This window comes from uncultured Fibrobacter sp. (genome assembly GCF_947305105.1).
Lineage (GTDB): Bacteria > Fibrobacterota > Fibrobacteria > Fibrobacterales > Fibrobacteraceae > Fibrobacter.
In genome coordinates this window covers 32,213-50,633 of record NZ_CAMZCS010000002.1, presented here as the reverse complement: position 1 = coordinate 50,633, position 18,421 = coordinate 32,213, and the positions used below count along the sequence as shown (strand labels likewise).

Genomic DNA, 18,421 nt, shown 5'->3' with positions numbered 1-18,421 from the left:
TCTTTTCTCGAATAAAGGGGATTACGGCCTACTGGTCTACTGGTGGCCGTGGAGCCTCATGTTCACGAGGAAGCCGACCAAAACCATGCAGGTAAGCGCGAACGAGCCACCGTACGAGATAAACGGGAGCGGGAGACCCGTGACCGGCATGAGCCCCACCGTCATGGCAATGTTCACCACCACATGGAACAAGATAATTGTCGAGGCCCCCATCGTCACGAGGGTGACGAACGGGTCGGAAGACATCTTGCAAATACTCGTCGCCCGCCAGAGGAACAGCGCAAAGAGCAACAACACGAACGTACAGCCGAAAAAGCCGAACTGCTCGCCGAGCACGCTGAAGATGAAGTCCGTATGTTCTTCGGGCAAAAAGGCGAGGTTCGTCTGCGAACCGTTACCGAATCCCTTGCCCACCGCGCCACCGGAGCCAATAGCCGTGATGGACTGCAACACCTGGTAGCCGTCACCCAGCGGGTCGCTCATGGGGTCAAGGAACGTGTTCACGCGCTTTTGCTGGTGCGGTTCGAGCATGTTCCAAGCCATGGAACTCGCATACCCCGAAAGGATGTTCACCACAAGGATCGCCGCCATCAGCGCCTTAGGCAAGCGCCTACGGAACACGGCAAATACAACGAGGCAGATGAAGGCACCCCACAGCACCTGGAAAAGGATAGACTGGGAATGCGAGAGCAGCACCGAGAACACCGGGCTTACCACAAGGAACAAATCCGTGAGCGAAAGCCCAGCAAAGAAAAACGCCACCAACGTCACCGCAATAAACACGAGCGCCGTACTCAAGTCCGGCTGTTTGAGCACAAGAGCGAACGGCACGACAAACAAAAGGGCGGGCACGACAAACGTCTTGAGCTTAAACAAACTAACAGGATGTTTGGAAAGCCAGAACGATATGGTCAGCAGGTACGCAATTTTTGCAAATTCCGAGGGCTGCAACTTGAAAAAGCCGAGATCGATCCAACGCCCGGCACCCTTCACCACGTCGCCCGCCAAGAAAAGCACAATGCAAAGCAATACGAGCGACACGACATAGACAGGGAACGCAATATTCTTGAGCCAGTCAATCTTCACGAACACGATGCCGGCCGCAAGGAGGCTACCACCGAAAAAGTAGACTATCTGCTTGAACCAGAAGGTGTCGTACATGGGGATATCTTCGCCGGTCGTCGCGGAATACACCAAACAGACGCCGACGGTCATCAGCGCAAACGTGATGCCCAAGAACAGCCAGTCGTACTTGAGCGACTTGTCTAGGAAGCGTCCCGAGCTCATTTCTTGGTTTCCTCCTCCTCGATACCGAAATATGCCATAAGCACCTTGCGGGCCACCGGAGCGGACTTCGCGCCACCACCGCCCGCCGCCTCGAGAATCACTGCGACAGCAATTTGCGGGTCGTTGAGCGGGGCCACGGCAGCAAACCAGGCATGCGTTTTCTCGCCCTTCTTCCATTCACCCGAACCGGTCTTGCCACCGACACGGATTCCGGGGACAGCGCCGCGCTTGCCCGTACCGCCCGGATGGTTCACCACAGAATCGAGCGCGTTCATCAAGATGCGGTGCGTTTCGGGCTTCATGTGGCCCGAACGGATAACCTTGGGCTCGTAGCGGCGCACCAGCGTGCCGTTTTCGTCGCGCAGTTCCTTCATAAAGTGAGGCTGGTACACGCCCTTGTTCGTTGCGAGGGAGCCAATAAGCACAGCCTGCTGCAGCGGCGTCACGAGTTCACCCTGGCCAATAGCGAGGTTCAAAATAAGGCCACGCGCCCAGCGCCAACCGAGGCGCTTGTTCTTCGCATTGAACGAGGCCGAATCCGGGAGCCAGCCACCCTTCTCGCCGGGGATATCCACACCGAGAGGCTTCTCGCCCAAGCCGAAACGCCGGCCGAACTCGTTGATGCGCGCCATGTCGATATCGAGACCCGCCTGGTAGAAGAACACGTCGCATGAGAGACGCAGGGCATGGACCACGTTCAAGTTGCCGTGGACACCCCAGCACTTTTGGTAGCGGGCACCATACTGGTAGCCGCCCGTACATGATTTCGGGTAATACTTGCTCTCGGAAAGGACTCCATATTCCAGGCCCGCCCCTGCCGTGACCAGTTTGAACACCGATGCAGGCGTATATGTACCGGATATGGCGCGGTTCGTGAGCGGACGCATGGAATCGAGCGCCACCTGGGCCCAGCCCTTGTTGCGTTCGCGCTTTTTCAACGAGAAAATGTTCGGGTCGAGCCTCGGGGAACTCACCATGGCAAGGATTTCGCCGTTTCGCGGGTCGATGGCCACAAGCGCCCCCTTCACCGAGTCGGGAATCGCCTCTTCGGCCACCTTCTGCAATTTCAGGTCAATCGTCGAAATCAGCTGCAAACCTGTAATCGGGGCCTGCGTTTCCACGCCGCGCACCTGCCCTACCTCACGCCCGGCCGCGTTCACCTCGACCAGTTTCAAGCCGTTCTTGCCGCGGAACTCCTGGTCGTAACCCTGTTCCAAGCCTTTTTGGCCAATGCGGTCCCCCAGAGAATAGTTTTCGTATTCGGGCAACTTGAGCTGTTCTTCCGATATTTCGCTTGTGTAACCGAGCACATGCGAGGCAAGCGTACCGTAGGGGTACTCGCGGCGGGACTCAATTTGCGTGATGACTCCCGGCAGTTCGGAGGAATGTTCTTCGATAATGGCCACCTGTTCCGCAGTCGCATCTTCCAAAATGCGGATGGGACGCGTCTTGATCCAATTGATGCGCTGAAACGCCGTATCCAGGGAAAGGGAATCAAAAAGGAGTTCCCCATCCTTGTCCTTGATTTGCAGGAGCTTGTTGAGAATAACCTTGCGGTCTTCCTTCTTTTTGGGAAGGCTCATCGCATGGAGCGCAATCTGGTACGAAGGCCTGTTGCGCACGAGCACATTGCCGTTGCGGTCGTAGATGTAGCCACGTTCAGCAGTAAGCACCACCTTGCGCAAGCGGTTGTTCTCGGAACGCTGGAGATTCTCCTCGTAATGCGTAAACTGCAAAGAATACAGCCTGATGGCCAGCACCAAAAACAGCAGGCCTACGCCCGCCAGGAACACGACGATATGCCAGTTCCTGCTCTGTACCGCCTCGTTATCTTGATTGTCATTTAGCATGCTTTGCCGGTTTCCCCATACTCAAGTAGAACACCAAGGCACCGACAAAAAGCGTGTATGCGCATTCCGGCAACGTTTCCTTGAAGAACAGGTTCGTGACAGCTTCCCCTTCTAGACCAGTAAAGAAGAAGTACGCCATGTCGCACACGAAAAAGGCAAGCCCGAGCACACCGACCTTGGTCGGGAAATTGAGCGTAAGGAAGCGTTCCTCGAGTTGCCCGACAAGGAATCCAATCAAGGTCATCGATATAGCATGCGCCCCGAGCCATTCCACCGGAGCGTAGACATCCTGCGTAAAGCCCGCCAAGAAGCCCCAGAAACATCCCGAAGCCGGACCGCGCTTGATGGCTGCGGCAACGACAAAAATGATGACAAAATCCGGAGAAACGCCGAACATGCTGATCCAGTCCGCAACGGTCGTCTGCAGGACAAAGCTCAGCAAAAAGAGCACAAATGCCTTCAGCCACTTACTCATCCAGCAACTCCTGAATGACCCATTCCGGATCCTTCTGCATAATGAACACTTCCTCGAGCATGGAAATATCCTGGAACGGCGTAACGTCAAGCTTGCGCATCACGTCAAGGTCCGCCCTGTTCACATCTTTCACGAGCCCCACCGGGATGCCCTTCGGGAATATGCCGCCCAGGCCGGAGGTAATCAGCGTATCGCCCTCCTTGACTCCGGCATGCGTAGGCACCATGGCCGAAAGTTTGTGACCATCGGCGCTTTCGAGGAAGCCCACCACACGGGTGCGGCGCTCCATTACAGACAACTTAAGGTTAGGGTCCGAAATCAGCTGGACTCTGGAATGCGTGAACGACGCCTTGGTAATCTTGCCCACCAGGCCTTTCGTCGAAAACACAGGCATGTTTTCCTTAATGCCATGGTAAGTTCCCCTGTTCACGACAAGTGTCGTGAGGAACCTTCCCGGATTATGGCCGACAACGCGAGCCGTCACGATAGGGAAATCCCACTTGTCATCAAACCGGACCAGCGTATGGAGTCTAGCCAGTTCTTCAAGCCCCTCGCTGGCATGATACAGTTCCTGACGGAGCCGTGCATTTTCTTCTTTAAGCCGCTCGTTTTCGTCTACAACCGAACGGTATTCGTTCAGCGAAGACAGAGCTACCTGTGCCGGATAGAACACAGAACCGAGCACGGACGCCACGATGCTCTCGCGCACCGTGTTGGGAGCCTCGCGCATAAGCAGACCGAGCAGCATAAAAAAGACAAAAGCAACAATGCCATGTCTTTGGGTAAACAAGTCTAAAATAAAGCGGAACGCCTTACGCATCAGACTCCAACCAAACGGAAATTAGTTGGACGAAGCAATAAGGACGGGACGATACTTGTCGAGATCTTCGAGAATTCGGGCGGCACCCTTGCACACACAAACGAGGGCGTCATCAATCACGTTGACAGACAGGCCCGTTTCCTTGCGGATACGTTCGTCGAAGCCACGCAACTGGGACGCACCACCCGTCATGATGATTCCCTTGTCCAAAATGTCGGAAGACAGTTCGGGAGGAGTCATGCTGAGAGCCTGCTTGACGGCTTCGATAATGGCCGTGACCGGCTCTTCCAGTGCGGAACGGATTTCGGTGCTGGTAATGGTCATGGTACGCGGAACACCGGCGATAAAGTCGTGTCCCTTGACTTCCATGGAAAGTTCTTCTTCGAGCGGGCTTGCAGAACCAATCTGGATCTTGATCTGTTCGGCAGTGCTCTCGCCCACGCAAAGGTTGTACATGGTGCGCAGGTGGCGCACAATGGCCTCGTCCATCTCGTCGCCGCCCACACGCACAGAAGCGTTGCAGACAGTGCCGTTCAGCGCGATAACCGCGATATCGGACGTACCGCCGCCGATATCGACAATCATGTTGCCCACAGGGTCTTCCACAGGGATTCCCATACCCACGGCAGCAGCCATCGGCTCGTGTACCAGGTGAACTTCCTTGGCACCGGCCTGGCGTGCAGCGTCAATCACGGCACGCTTTTCCACCTCGGTAATGCCCGAAGGAACACCGACCACCACACGAGGTTTCACCATCCACAGCGGGTATTTCTGCACGCGCTTGATGAACGTCTGGAGGAGGTTTTCTACCAATTCGAAATCGGCAATCACGCCATCGCGCATCGGGCGCACGGCGCGGCTTTCGCCGGGAGTACGGCCAAGCATCTTCTTGGCCTCGAAACCGATAGCCGAGACGCGATTGTTCTTGCTATCTACGGCAATCACGGTCGGTTCGTTGATGACAATACCTTGGCCCGCCACATGAACGAGTGTATTTGCGGTCCCCAGGTCAATACCTATATCACAAGAAAATAAGCCGAACAAAATTATGGTCCTTTTTAAGGGGTTAAAACCAAATAATCCTATGTAAGAAAAATACAATTATTTGAGGTGCTCTGAGAGCGCTACTGCAAGGAATCCCCGCCAAAATAGAGTTTCTTGAAATAGCGGTCCCAGTGGCGGTAATGGGCGTCGTAGCGGTACTTGCGCTTCTCGTGCAACTTGATATTCTTGTACATGAAGAAATCCACCTCGGCGTATGCCGAATAGATTTCCGCCTTCGCCCCTTCGAACAAACGAAAATCCTTGATGCGATAGTAAGGCGTATCGAGCAGCGCAGCACGATCTCCAGACCCATGCAGATATTCCGCGACATTGAACTCGAGATCGTCCTGGAGGAAGGCTTCAAGCTTGGTCTCTATGCGTTCCGTGGGTTCGGAACAGCCAAGGAGCAGGGCGCATGCGATTGCAAAAAAGAAAAATTTCATGGCGAAAAAATATAAATCTTGGTCCAGGAAAAACCGCCATAAAAAAAGAAACGCGCCTTTGAGGCGCGTTTCCCGTATTTAGGATTTCAACTAGAAGGAGTAAGTTGCAGAAATTCTGGAGAAGAGACGGCCTTCGCCCTGGAACGGGTTGCGGAAGAGCAGGTCTTCGGCAACGGTCACGTCGATCTTCAGTTTCTCTTCGATGTTGATACCGAAGCCGAAGCCGACATGGTCGTCCGCCGTGCCATCAGCAAGCGGGTTCGTGGCAAAGAAGTTGCCGTTGTCGCGGCAGATACCGTTGTTGCCGGTATTCTTCGAATCTACGTCGCACTGCGTGTAGAGAATGGACTTCTGGCCGCCAACGCGGATGACGAACCAATCCCACCAGATATTGCGTTCGATACCGAAGCTGATCATGCCGCCGATGTCGCTACGCTTGTCCCAGTTCGGGTCTTCCTCGTTCTGGGAATCGTAGAGGCTCTCGCCCGTCGCATAATTGAACGTCCAGTCGTGGGCCTTCAGCTGGTTCCAGATGAAGTCGCCGCCCAACCAGAAGAAGCCACGGTCCAAGGCAACGTTGATGCCGAGACCGACCTGAGCATGCTTGTCATCAATACCCGGAGCCTGGATGAGGTTCATGGAGAACGCCGGCACGAGTTCGCCGTCAATAGCGTCGAGGCTAAAGAACGCGCGGGAGTTGGCGAGGAAAGAGAAGTCACCATCGTCAAAGAAATTCTTGTGTTCGGGGCCGTACTGGATACGGGCGAGGCCGAAGCTGAACTCGAAGTCGATACTGCTGCCGAACTGGAGGTTAAGACCTGCATCCGCTTGCACAATGGAAGCAAACGCATTCGGGACCACCTGGTAAGAACCATCTTCGGCCTTGTCGCCACCGTCCTGGTGAGCGATGTACACATGCAAGCCCCAAGCGTCACCGTTAGAAAGCGAGCCGCCCAAGAAACCATCGAAATTGGTCACTGTTTCGGGGACAAGGGATGTGTCGTTGGCAGCGTCACCAATGACGCGAGTCGGCAGATACTTGGCAAGAGGCGATGTACGCCCGAACAAGCCACCAATAGAAAGGCGCGGATCCGGATTACCTTCGTCACCAAGAGAAACCGAGAAGATACCGCCAAAGTTCGGATGCTGAGGATCGAGGTTCGTCCCACGCTCCACGTCCTGCGTATAAGGACCGAATTCACCAATCAAGTAGTTCGGGTAGAGATTGATGTTTGCAGGATTGTCGAAAATACTCACGTCATCCATGATGTACGTTGTATTCTTGCCCATTGATTCAATACGGGCAAAAGTCGCAAAGGCAGAACCGACTCCTAGAATGCCGAATGCCATGCCTACTGCAGCAGCTGATTTGAAATTCATAGAGAACTCCTGTTGAAAAACCTGCTATAAAGTTAATTTTATTTAACCATAAAAACAATAGATTGTAACAAATTTGCTCTTTTTTTTGGATATTTTCTACAAAAAAAAGGACCGAGTCAAACTCGGCCCTTTTTTCAAGCTTTCCAAAGATTATTCGGAGAACGTGAACGGAATGGTTACCGTCGTGTTACCGGACTTCACCTTGCTGAACTTCCAGCGGCTGACGGCATTCTTGATTTCGCCATCAAATTCGCCGTAACCAGTGGTGGAAGAAGCAATGGAGATGCTGATAACTTCGCCACCCGGAGCAATCGTGAACTTCAAGGTAACCTTACCCTGGAATCCCGGTTTCTTCTTCAGGAACTTGTTATAGATGTGACGGAGACCCGGAGTACGCTGACGGACGACCTTCATGATGTCCGCTGCGGAACGGGAACCACCGCCGGCGCCCATGTCGATATCGCGTTCAGACGGAGTCTTGATGGAACCCTTAGCCTTAGTAGCGATACCACCGCCACCACCGCCAAGGAGGCCAGCAAGGCCGTCACCGATACCACCGGAACCACCTTCAGCATAACCTTCGTTGAAGCCGCCATCAGCCTTACCGCGACGACCACCGAGCACGGTCTTACCCGTTGTCTGGAGGCCAGCCACGTCCTTAAGAACCTTATCGATGTCCTTAGTGAACTTCTGGTTCTTCATGAGGTCGTAAGCAGCAGCAGAGGCGTTCTTGGTCTGAGCAGTGAGGAGCTTGAGCACGCCGCGAGTCTGCGGAGCGTTCGGCTGACCCTTACCACGCGGCTTACCGCCACCACCGGCCTTCTTACGAGGCTTCTTGGGTTCTTCTTTCTTCTTTTCTTCCTTCTTCTCTTCCTTCTGTTCGATGGACATAGAAGCGGAAAGATCTTCGTTCGCGGATTCTTCGAACACGACTTCGTCAACGACTGCTTCGTACATGGAAGCCCACATACAAATTGCCAAAGCGACGACCAAGGAGATACCGGCGATAGCGCCCATCTTCTTGTCGGATTCCGGCATAAGAGACGCGACTAACGGATCCATAGGAACATTCTTAGCCATAATTATTCCTCCCCGCCGTTCTTCATCATCACAGCAAATGCGATGTTCGTGTAACCGGAGAAGCCACAAGTGGCCATCACCTTATACATAGCATCGTACGGGATGTTCTTGTCAATCTGCACAATGATGCGTCCAGCTTCATCAGCCGGCAAGTTGTTGGCCAAGGCATGATCCTTTTCAATCTGGCGACGTTCTTCAAGCACGGCATTCACCTTCTCAACGAGGAGGGAATCCTGGGCGAGCACGTCTGCAGTGGGAACGATCTTCTCGTTGTCAACCACCACGAAGCCGTTATCGACCACGACCGTCAGGGACACTTCCTTGGGCTGCACCTTGGAGGTAGAGTTCGGCAGAACCAGGTTTTCGGCCTGGGTCACCAACTGACCTTCAGCATCGATGTTCTTAATCATGAACACCAGGATGATGGTCATCATGTCCATCATGGATGTCAATGAGAACGGGACATCTTCGCTATATTTACGAGTTTTTCTCATGTATTAGCCTCCCAGTTTCGCAAGGTTGATCTTGGTGAAACCGGCTTCCTTAGCACGGTCCATGAGCTGGATGATCTTGTCGAACTGCGTATCGTCGTTTGCCACGATGATGATGTTGTCGACGTCTTCCAGGTCGATGAACTGCGTATGGATAGCAATCAGATCCTTCGCAATCACATCGTATGCGGAGAGCGCATAAATGATGTTGCTTGCGGCGGCATCGGGCTTCAGAGCGCGTTCAGAGTTCTCGGAAAGCGTGCTTACGCGAGTACCGGCACTCGGCAACTTCAGAGCAGCCGGCTTCTGCAAGCCGAGCGGGCCTTCGCCAGGAAGGGCGAGGAAGTTGTTTGCACCGTCGAGGTAAACGCTATCCGGCCTGCCTTCGCCCTGAGACGAATACATGCCCCAAATCACGCGACCCGGATCTTCTTCGGATTCTTTTTGGATAGCCCACAGTTCGATAGTTTCGATGTCGTAGATATACTTTTCGACATCCATTTCAGAACCGTCCTGGCACTTCGGGCCGTGACCGCCTTCAACGACGGACTTCACGTCTTCCGGAGCGTAGGTAATGAGCTTAGCATCGGACTTACAACGGAAAGTCCACATTTCCTTGAAGTACACGTTCGGCTGGAAACCGCCACGTGCGCCGATTACCAAGTAATCGGTGGTAACAGCCAACGACAGATTCAATGCCTGCTGGTCGGGTTCGGGAGGCGTATCGTCCATAATCATGTTGCTGCGCTCAGGCAGGTTGACTTCGACGATGGCGAGCTTCTGGAACGCCGTCATGGACAGCAGCATAGGAATCAGAATCGTGAACAAGCCCATCGCCGGCAACAGGTCCGGTTCTTCTGGCTTTTTCGGCTTCTTGATTTCTTTTGCCATAGTTTATAAACTCCAGTTAAATAGTTCTACTCTAATCGACTATTACGACAGGGAGTTGATAATCTTGAGGCCCTTTTCTTCCATTTCCTGAATCAAACGTTCAGAGTTCATGTTGAGGATACCGACGATCACCAGGAGAGGCACGGCGGAGAGAAGTCCGAGGAGCGTAGTACCCATAGCGATAGCGATACCGTCAGCAAGAGCCTTCGGACGTTCAGCAGCCGGCTTGTTAGCAACAGCGTCGAATGTGAAGATCAGACCGTAAATCGTACCCATAAGTCCGAGCAACGTGGAGATAGAAGCCATAACGGAGATGATGGAGACGTAACGAGTGAGACGCGGAGCTTCGGTCAGGAACACGGCGTCGCAAGCGGCCTGCATGCCGTCGCGGCCCTGGTTCTTGGCACCAACGATGGCGGCCATAACGCGGGCAATCGGGAGGTTGGTAGCGTTGGCGAGGCTCAGAGCCTGGTCAAACTGCTGAGAAGAGATGAGCTTGCCGAAATCAGCGAGGAAGCGGGCACGGCCGCTAGAGCTCTTGAGCATAATGTAAACGATACGTTCAATAGAGAAACCAAGACCGATCATGAAAACGATCAAGATGATCCACATGAACTGGAAACCATCTGCATCAGGGCTGAAAGATTCAAGCATTTTAGACATTGTTTAGTACTCCTTTATTGAGTGTGTTGTTTGTTAATTTTGAAATCCTGCGTTCATAATTAATTTTTTTTGAGGAATAAAGGGGCGTTCTAGGGGTAAAACTTTGTTTACCCATAAAAAAACGCCATTTTCGCCTCAAATAAAGGGGGAACCCTATGAACAAGGTTCCCCGTAAAATTGTTTTTACCGCTAGTATCCAGCCGGAGAGGTTGCGGGAGCCGGAGCCGGAGCAAGCTGCTTCTTCAAGCTAGCGAGTTCGGCCTTCAGCTTTTCGTTCTCAGCCTTGGCATCCTTGATGATGTCGCGGTAGGTGTTGAGCTGCTCTTCCGGAGTCATGACTTCGGACTTGGCAATCTGTTCCAGACGAGCCTTGGTCTTGAAGTAAGACGGGTCGCTGAACAGCGTAGACGGGTCGAACTTCTCGATCTTGGTGTTGTTAGCCTCGTTGGTCTCGTCGAGAGACTTCAAGGTTTCGAACAACTTAGCGGTCCACTGGTTATCGATACCATAGTGAGCAGAGGCCTTGATACCCGTAGCGCACTGCGGGATAGCAAGCTGCTTGGCACCTTCAGACTTTTCGTTCAGGGCTTCGCGGTAGGCTTCAAGGTCTTCGTGAGCCATTTCGATAGCGTCTTCCTTGACAGCACCTTCGTATTCCACGTATTCCTTCACGATAGCGGCAGAGTCAGGCAGCGGAGAGTTAGCGAATGCATCAGCGACTTCGACGAACACGGCGCAGCCCTGGTAGTACATTTCGATATAACCTTCTTCAGCCTCGATCACGTCTTGGTTGTAGAAGCCCTGGTCACGAGCAAGGTCGATGTTCTTCTGGAAGATCGGACGAGCCTGTTCGTAGTAGCTCGGGAGCTGCTGCACAACAGTGATACGTTCAGCAAAACGTTCTTCTTCCTTCTTGCCGTTCAGTTCCTGTTCGCGGATCTTGGCGGCCATCGTCACGAAGAGCATACCCATCTTGTTGGTGGCACGGAAGGTCCACTTTTCAGAAGCGTAGGCTGCAGACTTGGAGTAGTGGCCCATGGCCTTCTGGAGGATTTCAACCAAGGTCTTGATGGTCTTGGCCTTGTCCTTTTCCTTACCCTTCAGCACATACGGTTCCATCTTGCGGAATTCATGTTCGCCGAGGTAGAATGCCGCTTCGGCCGGAATGCCCGGGTCGGCGTTCTTGATCTGCAAACCGTACTTGTCGTAGGCTTCCAGCGTCTTGCGGTAGTCTTCGACAGCCTTGTCTTCTTCCTTGAGTTCCATGTAGGCACGGGCGGCACCGATGTAGGCAGCAATCAGCTTTTCCTTGTCTTCGGTGTACATCCTGATGAAGTTGTGGTATTCCTTAGCAGCTTCGTCCCACTTCTTGGCGTTGGCGTAGGCCAGCGGAATGCTGAACGCAGCGTCAAGAGCATAGGTGCTCTTCGGGTAGTCGCGAACGAGGTCCTTGGAGCAGCGGATAGCTTCGTCGGTCATCTTGGCTTCGTCATAGCTCAAGCATGCGCTATAGAGGAATGCCGGAGTCTTTTCGTTCTTCGGATAACGCTTGTAAGCGAGTTCGAAGGTGATAGCGGCCTGCTTCTTATCCGGGATGGAGTCGTAGGTCTGGGCGGCAAAACCGATTGCCTGGAAGGCCATGGAATCCTGCGGGAACTGGTTCGTGATGAAGAGGAACGTCGTAGCAGCTTCACGCGGCTTGTTGTCCTTCTTGTAAGCGGATGCGGCACGGAGCACGCCCTTGATGGTCAACGGAGAGCTAGAGTACTGCTTGGGCAAGATCATGAAGGTCTCGGCAGCCTTGGTGTACTGCTTGGCATTTTCGTAAGCAGCACCGGCTTCGAACACGGCCTTGTCGGAGAAGGAGACCAGCGGGTAGCGCTTCACGAGGGCCAAGTAAGCCTGAGCACCCTTTTCGTACTGGCCGTTCTTCACGGACTGTTCAGCCATCTGGAAGAGCACAGCTGCGATAGCCTTTTCGATTTCCTTGGCCATGGAGTCGTTCCTGGTGGCCTTGACATCGTGATACTGCTTGTAGAGCCATTCGAATTCCTTCAAGGATTCGTCGAGCTGGTTGGATTCCAGCAAGGACTGAGCAAGCATACGGCTAATGAGCAAGATGTACTGGTGGTTCGGATACTTCTGGCGAAGTTCACGGAGCACCGTCACAGCAGTCTTGTACTGCTTGGCGTCATAGTGGACGATAGCAGCGTTGTAAGCAAGTTCGGCAGCTTCCTTGTTGTTGCCAAACTTCTTCATGTACTTGTCAACCTGAGCAAAGTAAGCCTTGGTTTCTTCGGACTTGTAAGCCTTGACAGCATCGTCGCCATACTTGTTCTTCTTGGCGTTTTCACGAGACTGATCCATCATGAGCACGGCGTTGTAACCAGCTTCTTCCTTCTTCAGGAGAGCTTCGGAGCCCATCGGGCGACGGCCGTAGCGGGTAGTATCGGTATCGACAATCCAGTTGAACATCTTGGCGGCGTTAGCAAACTGACCCATTTCCTGGTAGACGAGGGCCAAGTTGATGTGCACCTTGTATTCGTCCCAGGTCGGTTCCTTGGCGTAACGCTTCAGGAATGCTTCGTAAGCCTTGATGGCTTCGGCATACTGCTTCTTACCGGCTTCCAGGTCACCTTCCTTAGTGAGCTTGGCAGCACGCGCATGGTGGAACTGCGGGATGTCAAGCATAGCGGAACGGATTGCACGTTCAGCATTCTTCACAGATTCAGGATACTTCTGGTTCTTCTTGTACCAAGAAGAGTTGCGGTCATAACGCTTCACAACAACATAACGATGCTGCTGGGCTTCGTCGAACTTCTGCTGCACGATGAAGATTTCAACCATGGCGATATCGGCGAGCGGAGCGTCGATGTAGTCCGGGTTGATCTGCATCAAGCGCTTGAAGGACTGGACAGCTTCTTCGTTACGGTCATGGTCCTTGTTCTTCATACCGATACGGTAGTACACAGAGTCCTTGAAAGCAACCTTCTTGTCCTTCAAGAAAGCTTCAGCTTCCTGGACACCACCACCTTCCAAGTCAGAGAAGGAGGCAGCCATGAAGTCCATAGCTTCTGCGCGCAAGTCGTTCGGATATTTGCCCTTGTCGGCACCGATGATGTAATCGTAGTACTTGATAGCAGCCGTTTCGTATTCGGCAATGTTATAGTAAGATTCAGCCAAGTGGTACATGGCCAAGGCAGCTTCCTTACCCGTGAGGTTCTCGAAGCCAGTCACCTTCTTATAGGCGTTGATAGCGTCGCGGAACTTGCGGTTCATGAAGTGGTATTCAGCCATACGGAGCCAGGCCTTCGGCACGAGACCGTTTTCCGGGAAGCCCTTGACGAGACGTTCACGGAGGCGGTAAGCCTTGTCGTCTTCGCCGCTAGCTTCGAGCACGGCAGCCGCCTGGTACATCACGACCGGCGTCTTGTCTTCCTTCGGGTACTTGTCGATGTATTCGAGGAAGTAGCCGAGAGACTTGGAGTGCTCTGCCTTCGGGAGCTGGTCGATGTTCGCGCACTTGGCCGGCTTGTTATCACGGTCAGCGCACCAGGCCACATCTTCTTCGTACTGGCCCTGAGCATCGAGGAAGAGTTTCTCTTCCAACTGGAACTGGTAGTGACCTAACTGCTGGAGTGCAGAAGCGCAACGCTTGTTCTGCTTACCCTTACAGTTGTTCACCTGCTTTTCCCACTGGGCAATAGCCTGACGCATGCCCTTTTCGTCGAGGCCACCGGAACGGCAAGCCTGGTCGGCCTGGTTCTTGAGGACCTTGTAAGAGCTTGCGCACTTCTTGAATTCAGAGCTGCCCTTCTTGTAGGATTTGCACTTTGCCGCCAACTTCTTGGCTTCGGCGACTTTGTCTTTACAGGGGTCGGATGCAGCAAACGCATTTCCGACTAGAGCACAAATCAATGCGCTCACAAGCAAGAGTTTTTTCATTGTTATCTATCCACCTATTATTTCTTTAAAAAGGGGAAAACCCCGAAGACTAGAAGTCGTCTCCGAGGTCATCGCCGAGTTCATCAGAAGAACCGCCAGCGCTTTCGTCGCCACCAGCAGGTGCAGGAGCTTCGCTGCTGCTACCAGCATCCGACGAACCACCCATATCATCACCGCCCACGTCAAGATCGTCTTCCAACGATTCGAGTTCCTGAGCAGCTTCAGAGGAAGCGCTGCCCTGGCTCATCTTGGTCTTCACAGTAGCCAAGGTGAAGCCCGCGTCGTCCAAGATACGCTTACGGTTGGATTCGAAGCGGTCACTCTGAATGGACTTCTGGGTAAATGCAGCGTAATCTTCAATTGTCTTGTTTGCCTTGTCGAAGGACGGACGCAGAGCTTCGCGCTTCTTCTCCACACGCGGAGTGGGGAGCTGACGGGCAAGATCCAAAGCCTTGACCTGCACGGAGTCAAATTCATCCTGCATCGCATCGTAAGCCTGGCGGGCGCTATCGCGGGCAGCGACAGTCACAACCGGCTGTTCGGTACGCTTTTCAGCCTGTTCAAGGGCCTTAGCAGCATTGTTGTAATCCTTCTTCATGAAATGGCAGTAACCAATCACCAGGTAGGCTTCGGAAACCAGGAAGGATTCCGGAAGGTTGCTGATAATCCACTGGGCCGGCTTCATGGCTTCGTTCGGCTTGTTAACCTTGAGGAAGGACCATGCAATACCGAGCATAGCTTCGTCATACACCGGGGAACCAGGCTGCACCTGACCGTACATCTGAGCGGCCTGAGCAATGTCCGGCTTCTCACCAGAGAAGTAGATGTGACCGAGCTTCACCTTAGCGGCATCCTGCAGGTCGCGTTCGGACTGGTTGGAAACCGGCTGTTCCGTAATATCGCGGAAGCAGTTTTCGGCTTCGTCCCACTTGCCCATACGGCTGTAGGCGATACCCATGGTGTAACGGGCGTAGAAGTAGTTGGCGTTACCCGGAAGGATGGCGGCGAGCAGGTCGACAGCTTCCTGATAGAGGCCCTGTTCGAACTTGATCTGGCCGGCAACGTAGTCAGCGTCAGCCTTCACGTCGCTTTCGCCGAACTTCTGGGCGATATTCTGATACTTGGTCATAGCTTCCGTGTACTTGCCTTCCTTATAGTCGATGTTCATCAACTGGAAGTGGTACTTGGCGCGCTGGTCACTCTGCGGATAGCGCTTGATAGCGTCTTCGTACACGGCCTTAGCAGCCTTGTGCATACGGAGGTTTTCGAAGGACTTTGCCTTGTAGAACGCAGCCTGGTCAACCAAGTGGAATGCGGGGTACTTGGTCTGGACCTTACCGAAGGCATAAGCGGCTTCGAGGAACTGACGGTTCAAGTACAGGCGCATAGCAGCACGGTAGTCGTTTTCAGGTTCGATCTTCAGGCGACGATAACGTTCTTCACCAATCTTCTCTTCGCGAGTGTCACCGAAGCGGCTAGTGAGCTTGACAGCCCAGATGAAGCCACGGTTCTTCTTGGCATAGAGGTCATCGTGAGACATTTCAAGGTCAAGAGCGAGGTAACGGAAGATGCTGACATCCTTGACGTTAACCGTAGCGCCCGCAACCGGGTAACCTTCCTTGGTGAAGCGGAGACGAACACCGAGGTGCGGAGAGAGGAAGTATGTCACCGTGAAGCTTTCTTCGAGGTTCATACCGTCGCCACCTTCGCTGTCGGAGTGGAACACGTCGATCAAGGAAAGTTCAACCTTGGCTTCCAGAGCGCGGTTGAGACCGCGATAGAACAAGGAGAAGTTCAAGTTGGAAGGAATGTTGTACGCATCGTCACGATCGCTGCCGAAGAATCCCGGAGCAACGAACGAATAGGAACTAGAGCCTTCCTCGGTGCTGATACCCGGCTGAACAATGTTCTGCAAGGCAACACCAATCAACAGGTAACCAAACCTGGAGTTGGCCATCGGATTCCAGTTGATACCGATGTCAGAGCCAAGAGAGATGTGCTTGTTCTCATCGAACTGGTTAATCTGCAAAACCGAGATGTCGATACCCAAAGCGATGCAGTGGATTAAGTTGTATGCATAACCCAACATGAATGCGTTTTCGGTATAGGACTGACCACCATCGATAGAAGCACCGTTTTCGAAGAAGGAGAATCCCCACGTGTGCTTGTAATCAACGGGATAGGTAAAGCTGACGTATTCCTGGCTAGCTTCGCCACTAATGGAACTGAAGAAGCCAAAGCTCAATTCAAACTGATCCGTCTCAGAAATACCAGCCGGGTTCACGTACATGGCAGTGTTACCACCGAATTCAGCGAACCAGTCATTCTGCTGGTACTTGTGCGGAGAGTAGGTTGCCTCGGCGAACAAAGAAGTGCTGGCCAAAGCGAGTCCAAAGACTGTTGCTTTTTTGATGAAACTAGTATGCATCATCACCTACTCCTTTACTTAATGTCCGTGCGGATGAATTCGATACGACGATTCTGCGCACGCCCTTCAGGGGTTTTGTTGGAAGCGACCGGCTGGGAATCACCCTTGCCACTCGTAGTCATACGGCTCTCATCGATACCTTTTTCAACAAGGAAGTTCTTCACGGCAGCGGCGCGGTCAGCGGAGAGCTGCATGTTCTTTTCCTTGATACCCACGTTATCCGTGTGGCCGACAATTTCGAATGTCGTTTCAGCAAAGGTTTCCATGATATCGACAACCTTCATCAGGGACACGTAAGAGTCCTGAGTGATGGTAGCCTTGCCAGATTCAAAGTTCACACCTTCGAGGACGAACACTTTCTTAGGCGGCTGCGGAACTTCGTCCGGGCAACCATCTTCGTCCTTGTAGCCGTTCTGGGTTTCAGCCTGTTCCGGGCAGAGGTCAACACCCTTACAGACGTGAGCGAAGTTGGAGAGCATACCCTTGGCTTCGACCCACGGATCGCAAAGACCGTCGCGGTCGTTGTCAGGATCCGGGCAGCCATCGTCGTCCTGGTAACCATCGAAGTCTTCGGCTTCTTCCGGGCAGTTATCCAGGCCGGTGCAAACGGAAGCGTACTTGTCAGAGACGCCTTCTTCGGAAACCCACGGATCGCAGAGGCCGTCGGCATCCGTATCCGGATTACGAGTCTCTTCGACTTGTTCTTCGTCCTTGGCCACTTCAGCAGCGGTAAGGCCGATGTCGGCCTTGCCCTTGCCGCGCTTGAGCATCGGCGAGGTGGACTGGCAGTAGAAGTTCGGCTTCGACAGCGAGTGGTTGATGAACTTCGGGTCGAGCGAAACGTTCGTGCGGTTCACCTTGATGAACTGGTTGAACGGATAGTAGTTCTTGTAAATGTTGTTGTACTCCACCTTCGTCTGGCCGGCGGCCGGGTCGGCGAACACACCGTAGTAGTGGTTCTCCATGAAGATGTTGTTGCGGGCGACCACGTTCGTCGGTCCCTTCAGTGCAAGGCCAGAGTAGCCGTTGCGCAGGACAACGTTGTGTTCAATGAACGCATCCAGCGACTTAGCACCCCATGCGAGGATGCCGGACCAGCGGTTGCCGTACACCACGTTGTTACGGAGCCAAGGGAGCGAAATGAACGCGCCAATACCCGTTGCCTTGTTATCCAGCACATAGCAGTGGTGGATGTAGGGAGCTGCGTTCTCGCAAAGGATACCTTCGATACCGTTCTTCACCGTGAAGTGAGACATTTCAGCACCCGAAGTACCCATGACGGTCGGACCGCGGCGGCCACCATCGATGATGGTAGTGAGCGGATCCTCGCCCTTGAGCACAACACCCATGATCAAGGTGATGTTTTCGTTGTAAGTTCCACGTTTGACAAGGATGGTATCCCCGGCATCCGCATTTCCAAGGGCATCTGCAATCTTTGAGTAATCACCAGGCACGTTGATATTCCTTGCCATGGCGGTTCCGGAAAGAAGCAAAGCCCCGGCCGTAATTAGGACCAGTTTCTTTAGGGTCATACTGCTACGTTTCTCCAATCATAGTACACATAAAAAATTTCATATTCTCTTGTTTTGCCCATCAGGGTAAACAAAACCCGAATGGAATATAC

14 protein-coding genes are annotated in these 18,421 nt (G+C 53.3%); all 14 read right to left on the bottom strand.

The annotated features are described in order from the left end of the window. Positions 1–36: 36 nt before the first annotated feature. The 14 genes from rodA to Q0Y46_RS01555 all read right to left on the bottom strand — a co-directional run bounded on the left by rodA (position 37) and on the right by Q0Y46_RS01555 (position 18,329). Positions 37–1,287, bottom strand: coding sequence for a rod shape-determining protein RodA (rodA, locus tag Q0Y46_RS01620; RefSeq protein ID WP_295681872.1), 1,251 nt, complete (start codon positions 1,285–1,287; stop codon positions 37–39). Further along, positions 1,284–3,137: a penicillin-binding protein 2 gene (gene mrdA, locus Q0Y46_RS01615; protein ID WP_295681869.1), complete on the bottom strand. Its 1,854-nt coding sequence runs from the start codon at positions 3,135–3,137 to the stop codon at positions 1,284–1,286. The genes rodA and mrdA overlap by 4 nt, the downstream gene beginning before the upstream one ends. Then, positions 3,127–3,612 (bottom strand): rod shape-determining protein MreD, encoded by a 486-nt coding sequence (gene mreD / locus Q0Y46_RS01610; RefSeq protein WP_295681867.1) that lies wholly within the window; start codon positions 3,610–3,612, stop codon positions 3,127–3,129. The genes mrdA and mreD overlap by 11 nt, the downstream gene beginning before the upstream one ends. Next, positions 3,605–4,360, bottom strand: coding sequence for a rod shape-determining protein MreC (mreC, locus tag Q0Y46_RS01605; protein WP_295681865.1), 756 nt, complete (start codon positions 4,358–4,360; stop codon positions 3,605–3,607). The genes mreD and mreC overlap by 8 nt, the downstream gene beginning before the upstream one ends. A gap of 93 nt (positions 4,361–4,453) precedes the next feature. After that, on the bottom strand, positions 4,454–5,476 hold the full coding sequence (locus Q0Y46_RS01600; RefSeq protein ID WP_290960343.1) for a rod shape-determining protein: 1,023 nt from the start codon (positions 5,474–5,476) through the stop codon (positions 4,454–4,456). Between the two features lie 80 nt (positions 5,477–5,556). Then, positions 5,557–5,919 carry a hypothetical protein gene (locus tag Q0Y46_RS01595; protein WP_295681864.1) on the bottom strand — a complete coding sequence of 121 codons (363 nt, stop codon included), beginning with the start codon at positions 5,917–5,919 and terminating at the stop codon, positions 5,557–5,559. A 90-nt stretch (positions 5,920–6,009) separates the two neighbouring features. Continuing rightward, positions 6,010–7,299 (bottom strand): hypothetical protein, encoded by a 1,290-nt coding sequence (locus tag Q0Y46_RS01590; protein WP_295681859.1) that lies wholly within the window; start codon positions 7,297–7,299, stop codon positions 6,010–6,012. Between the two features lie 150 nt (positions 7,300–7,449). Then, positions 7,450–8,379, bottom strand: coding sequence for an AgmX/PglI C-terminal domain-containing protein (locus tag Q0Y46_RS01585; RefSeq protein ID WP_295681856.1), 930 nt, complete (start codon positions 8,377–8,379; stop codon positions 7,450–7,452). A gap of 2 nt (positions 8,380–8,381) precedes the next feature. Continuing rightward, complete coding sequence (locus Q0Y46_RS01580) at positions 8,382–8,873, bottom strand: biopolymer transporter ExbD (protein ID WP_295681853.1); 492 nt, start codon at positions 8,871–8,873, stop codon at positions 8,382–8,384. 3 nt (positions 8,874–8,876) lie between these two features. Then, positions 8,877–9,761, bottom strand: coding sequence for a biopolymer transporter ExbD (locus tag Q0Y46_RS01575; protein WP_297944087.1), 885 nt, complete (start codon positions 9,759–9,761; stop codon positions 8,877–8,879). 42 nt (positions 9,762–9,803) lie between these two features. Then, positions 9,804–10,424: a MotA/TolQ/ExbB proton channel family protein gene (locus Q0Y46_RS01570; RefSeq protein WP_297944084.1), complete on the bottom strand. Its 621-nt coding sequence runs from the start codon at positions 10,422–10,424 to the stop codon at positions 9,804–9,806. A 189-nt stretch (positions 10,425–10,613) separates the two neighbouring features. After that, complete coding sequence (locus tag Q0Y46_RS01565) at positions 10,614–14,369, bottom strand: tetratricopeptide repeat protein (RefSeq protein ID WP_297944081.1); 3,756 nt, start codon at positions 14,367–14,369, stop codon at positions 10,614–10,616. Positions 14,370–14,418: 49 nt separating this feature from the next. Beyond that, entirely contained in the window at positions 14,419–16,800 is a 2,382-nt protein-coding gene (locus Q0Y46_RS01560; protein WP_297944079.1) for a tetratricopeptide repeat protein, read from the bottom strand. A gap of 11 nt (positions 16,801–16,811) precedes the next feature. Further along, the gene (locus Q0Y46_RS01555; protein WP_297944076.1) at positions 16,812–18,329 is read right to left on the bottom strand and encodes an OmpA family protein; all 1,518 of its coding nucleotides are present in this window, start codon (positions 18,327–18,329) and stop codon (positions 16,812–16,814) included. Positions 18,330–18,421 lie beyond the last annotated feature (92 nt).

Bases quoted from the DNA above. Each gene is read 5' to 3' on its own strand.
- rodA (WP_295681872.1), bottom strand. From the start codon at position 1,287: ATGAGCTCGGGACGCTTCCTAGACAAGTCGCTCAAGTACGACTGGCTG.
- mrdA (WP_295681869.1), bottom strand. From the start codon at position 3,137: ATGCTAAATGACAATCAAGATAACGAGGCGGTACAGAGCAGGAACTGG.
- mreD (WP_295681867.1), bottom strand. From the start codon at position 3,612: ATGAGTAAGTGGCTGAAGGCATTTGTGCTCTTTTTGCTGAGCTTTGTC.
- mreC (WP_295681865.1), bottom strand. From the start codon at position 4,360: ATGCTGCTCGGTCTGCTTATGCGCGAGGCTCCCAACACGGTGCGCGAG.
- Q0Y46_RS01595 (WP_295681864.1), bottom strand. From the start codon at position 5,919: ATGAAATTTTTCTTTTTTGCAATCGCATGCGCCCTGCTCCTTGGCTGT.
- Q0Y46_RS01590 (WP_295681859.1), bottom strand. From the start codon at position 7,299: ATGAATTTCAAATCAGCTGCTGCAGTAGGCATGGCATTCGGCATTCTA.
- Q0Y46_RS01585 (WP_295681856.1), bottom strand. From the start codon at position 8,379: ATGGCTAAGAATGTTCCTATGGATCCGTTAGTCGCGTCTCTTATGCCG.
- Q0Y46_RS01580 (WP_295681853.1), bottom strand. From the start codon at position 8,873: ATGAGAAAAACTCGTAAATATAGCGAAGATGTCCCGTTCTCATTGACA.
- Q0Y46_RS01575 (WP_297944087.1), bottom strand. From the start codon at position 9,761: ATGGCAAAAGAAATCAAGAAGCCGAAAAAGCCAGAAGAACCGGACCTG.
- Q0Y46_RS01570 (WP_297944084.1), bottom strand. From the start codon at position 10,424: ATGTCTAAAATGCTTGAATCTTTCAGCCCTGATGCAGATGGTTTCCAG.
- Q0Y46_RS01565 (WP_297944081.1), bottom strand. From the start codon at position 14,369: ATGAAAAAACTCTTGCTTGTGAGCGCATTGATTTGTGCTCTAGTCGGA.
- Q0Y46_RS01560 (WP_297944079.1), bottom strand. From the start codon at position 16,800: ATGATGCATACTAGTTTCATCAAAAAAGCAACAGTCTTTGGACTCGCT.
- Q0Y46_RS01555 (WP_297944076.1), bottom strand. From the start codon at position 18,329: ATGACCCTAAAGAAACTGGTCCTAATTACGGCCGGGGCTTTGCTTCTT.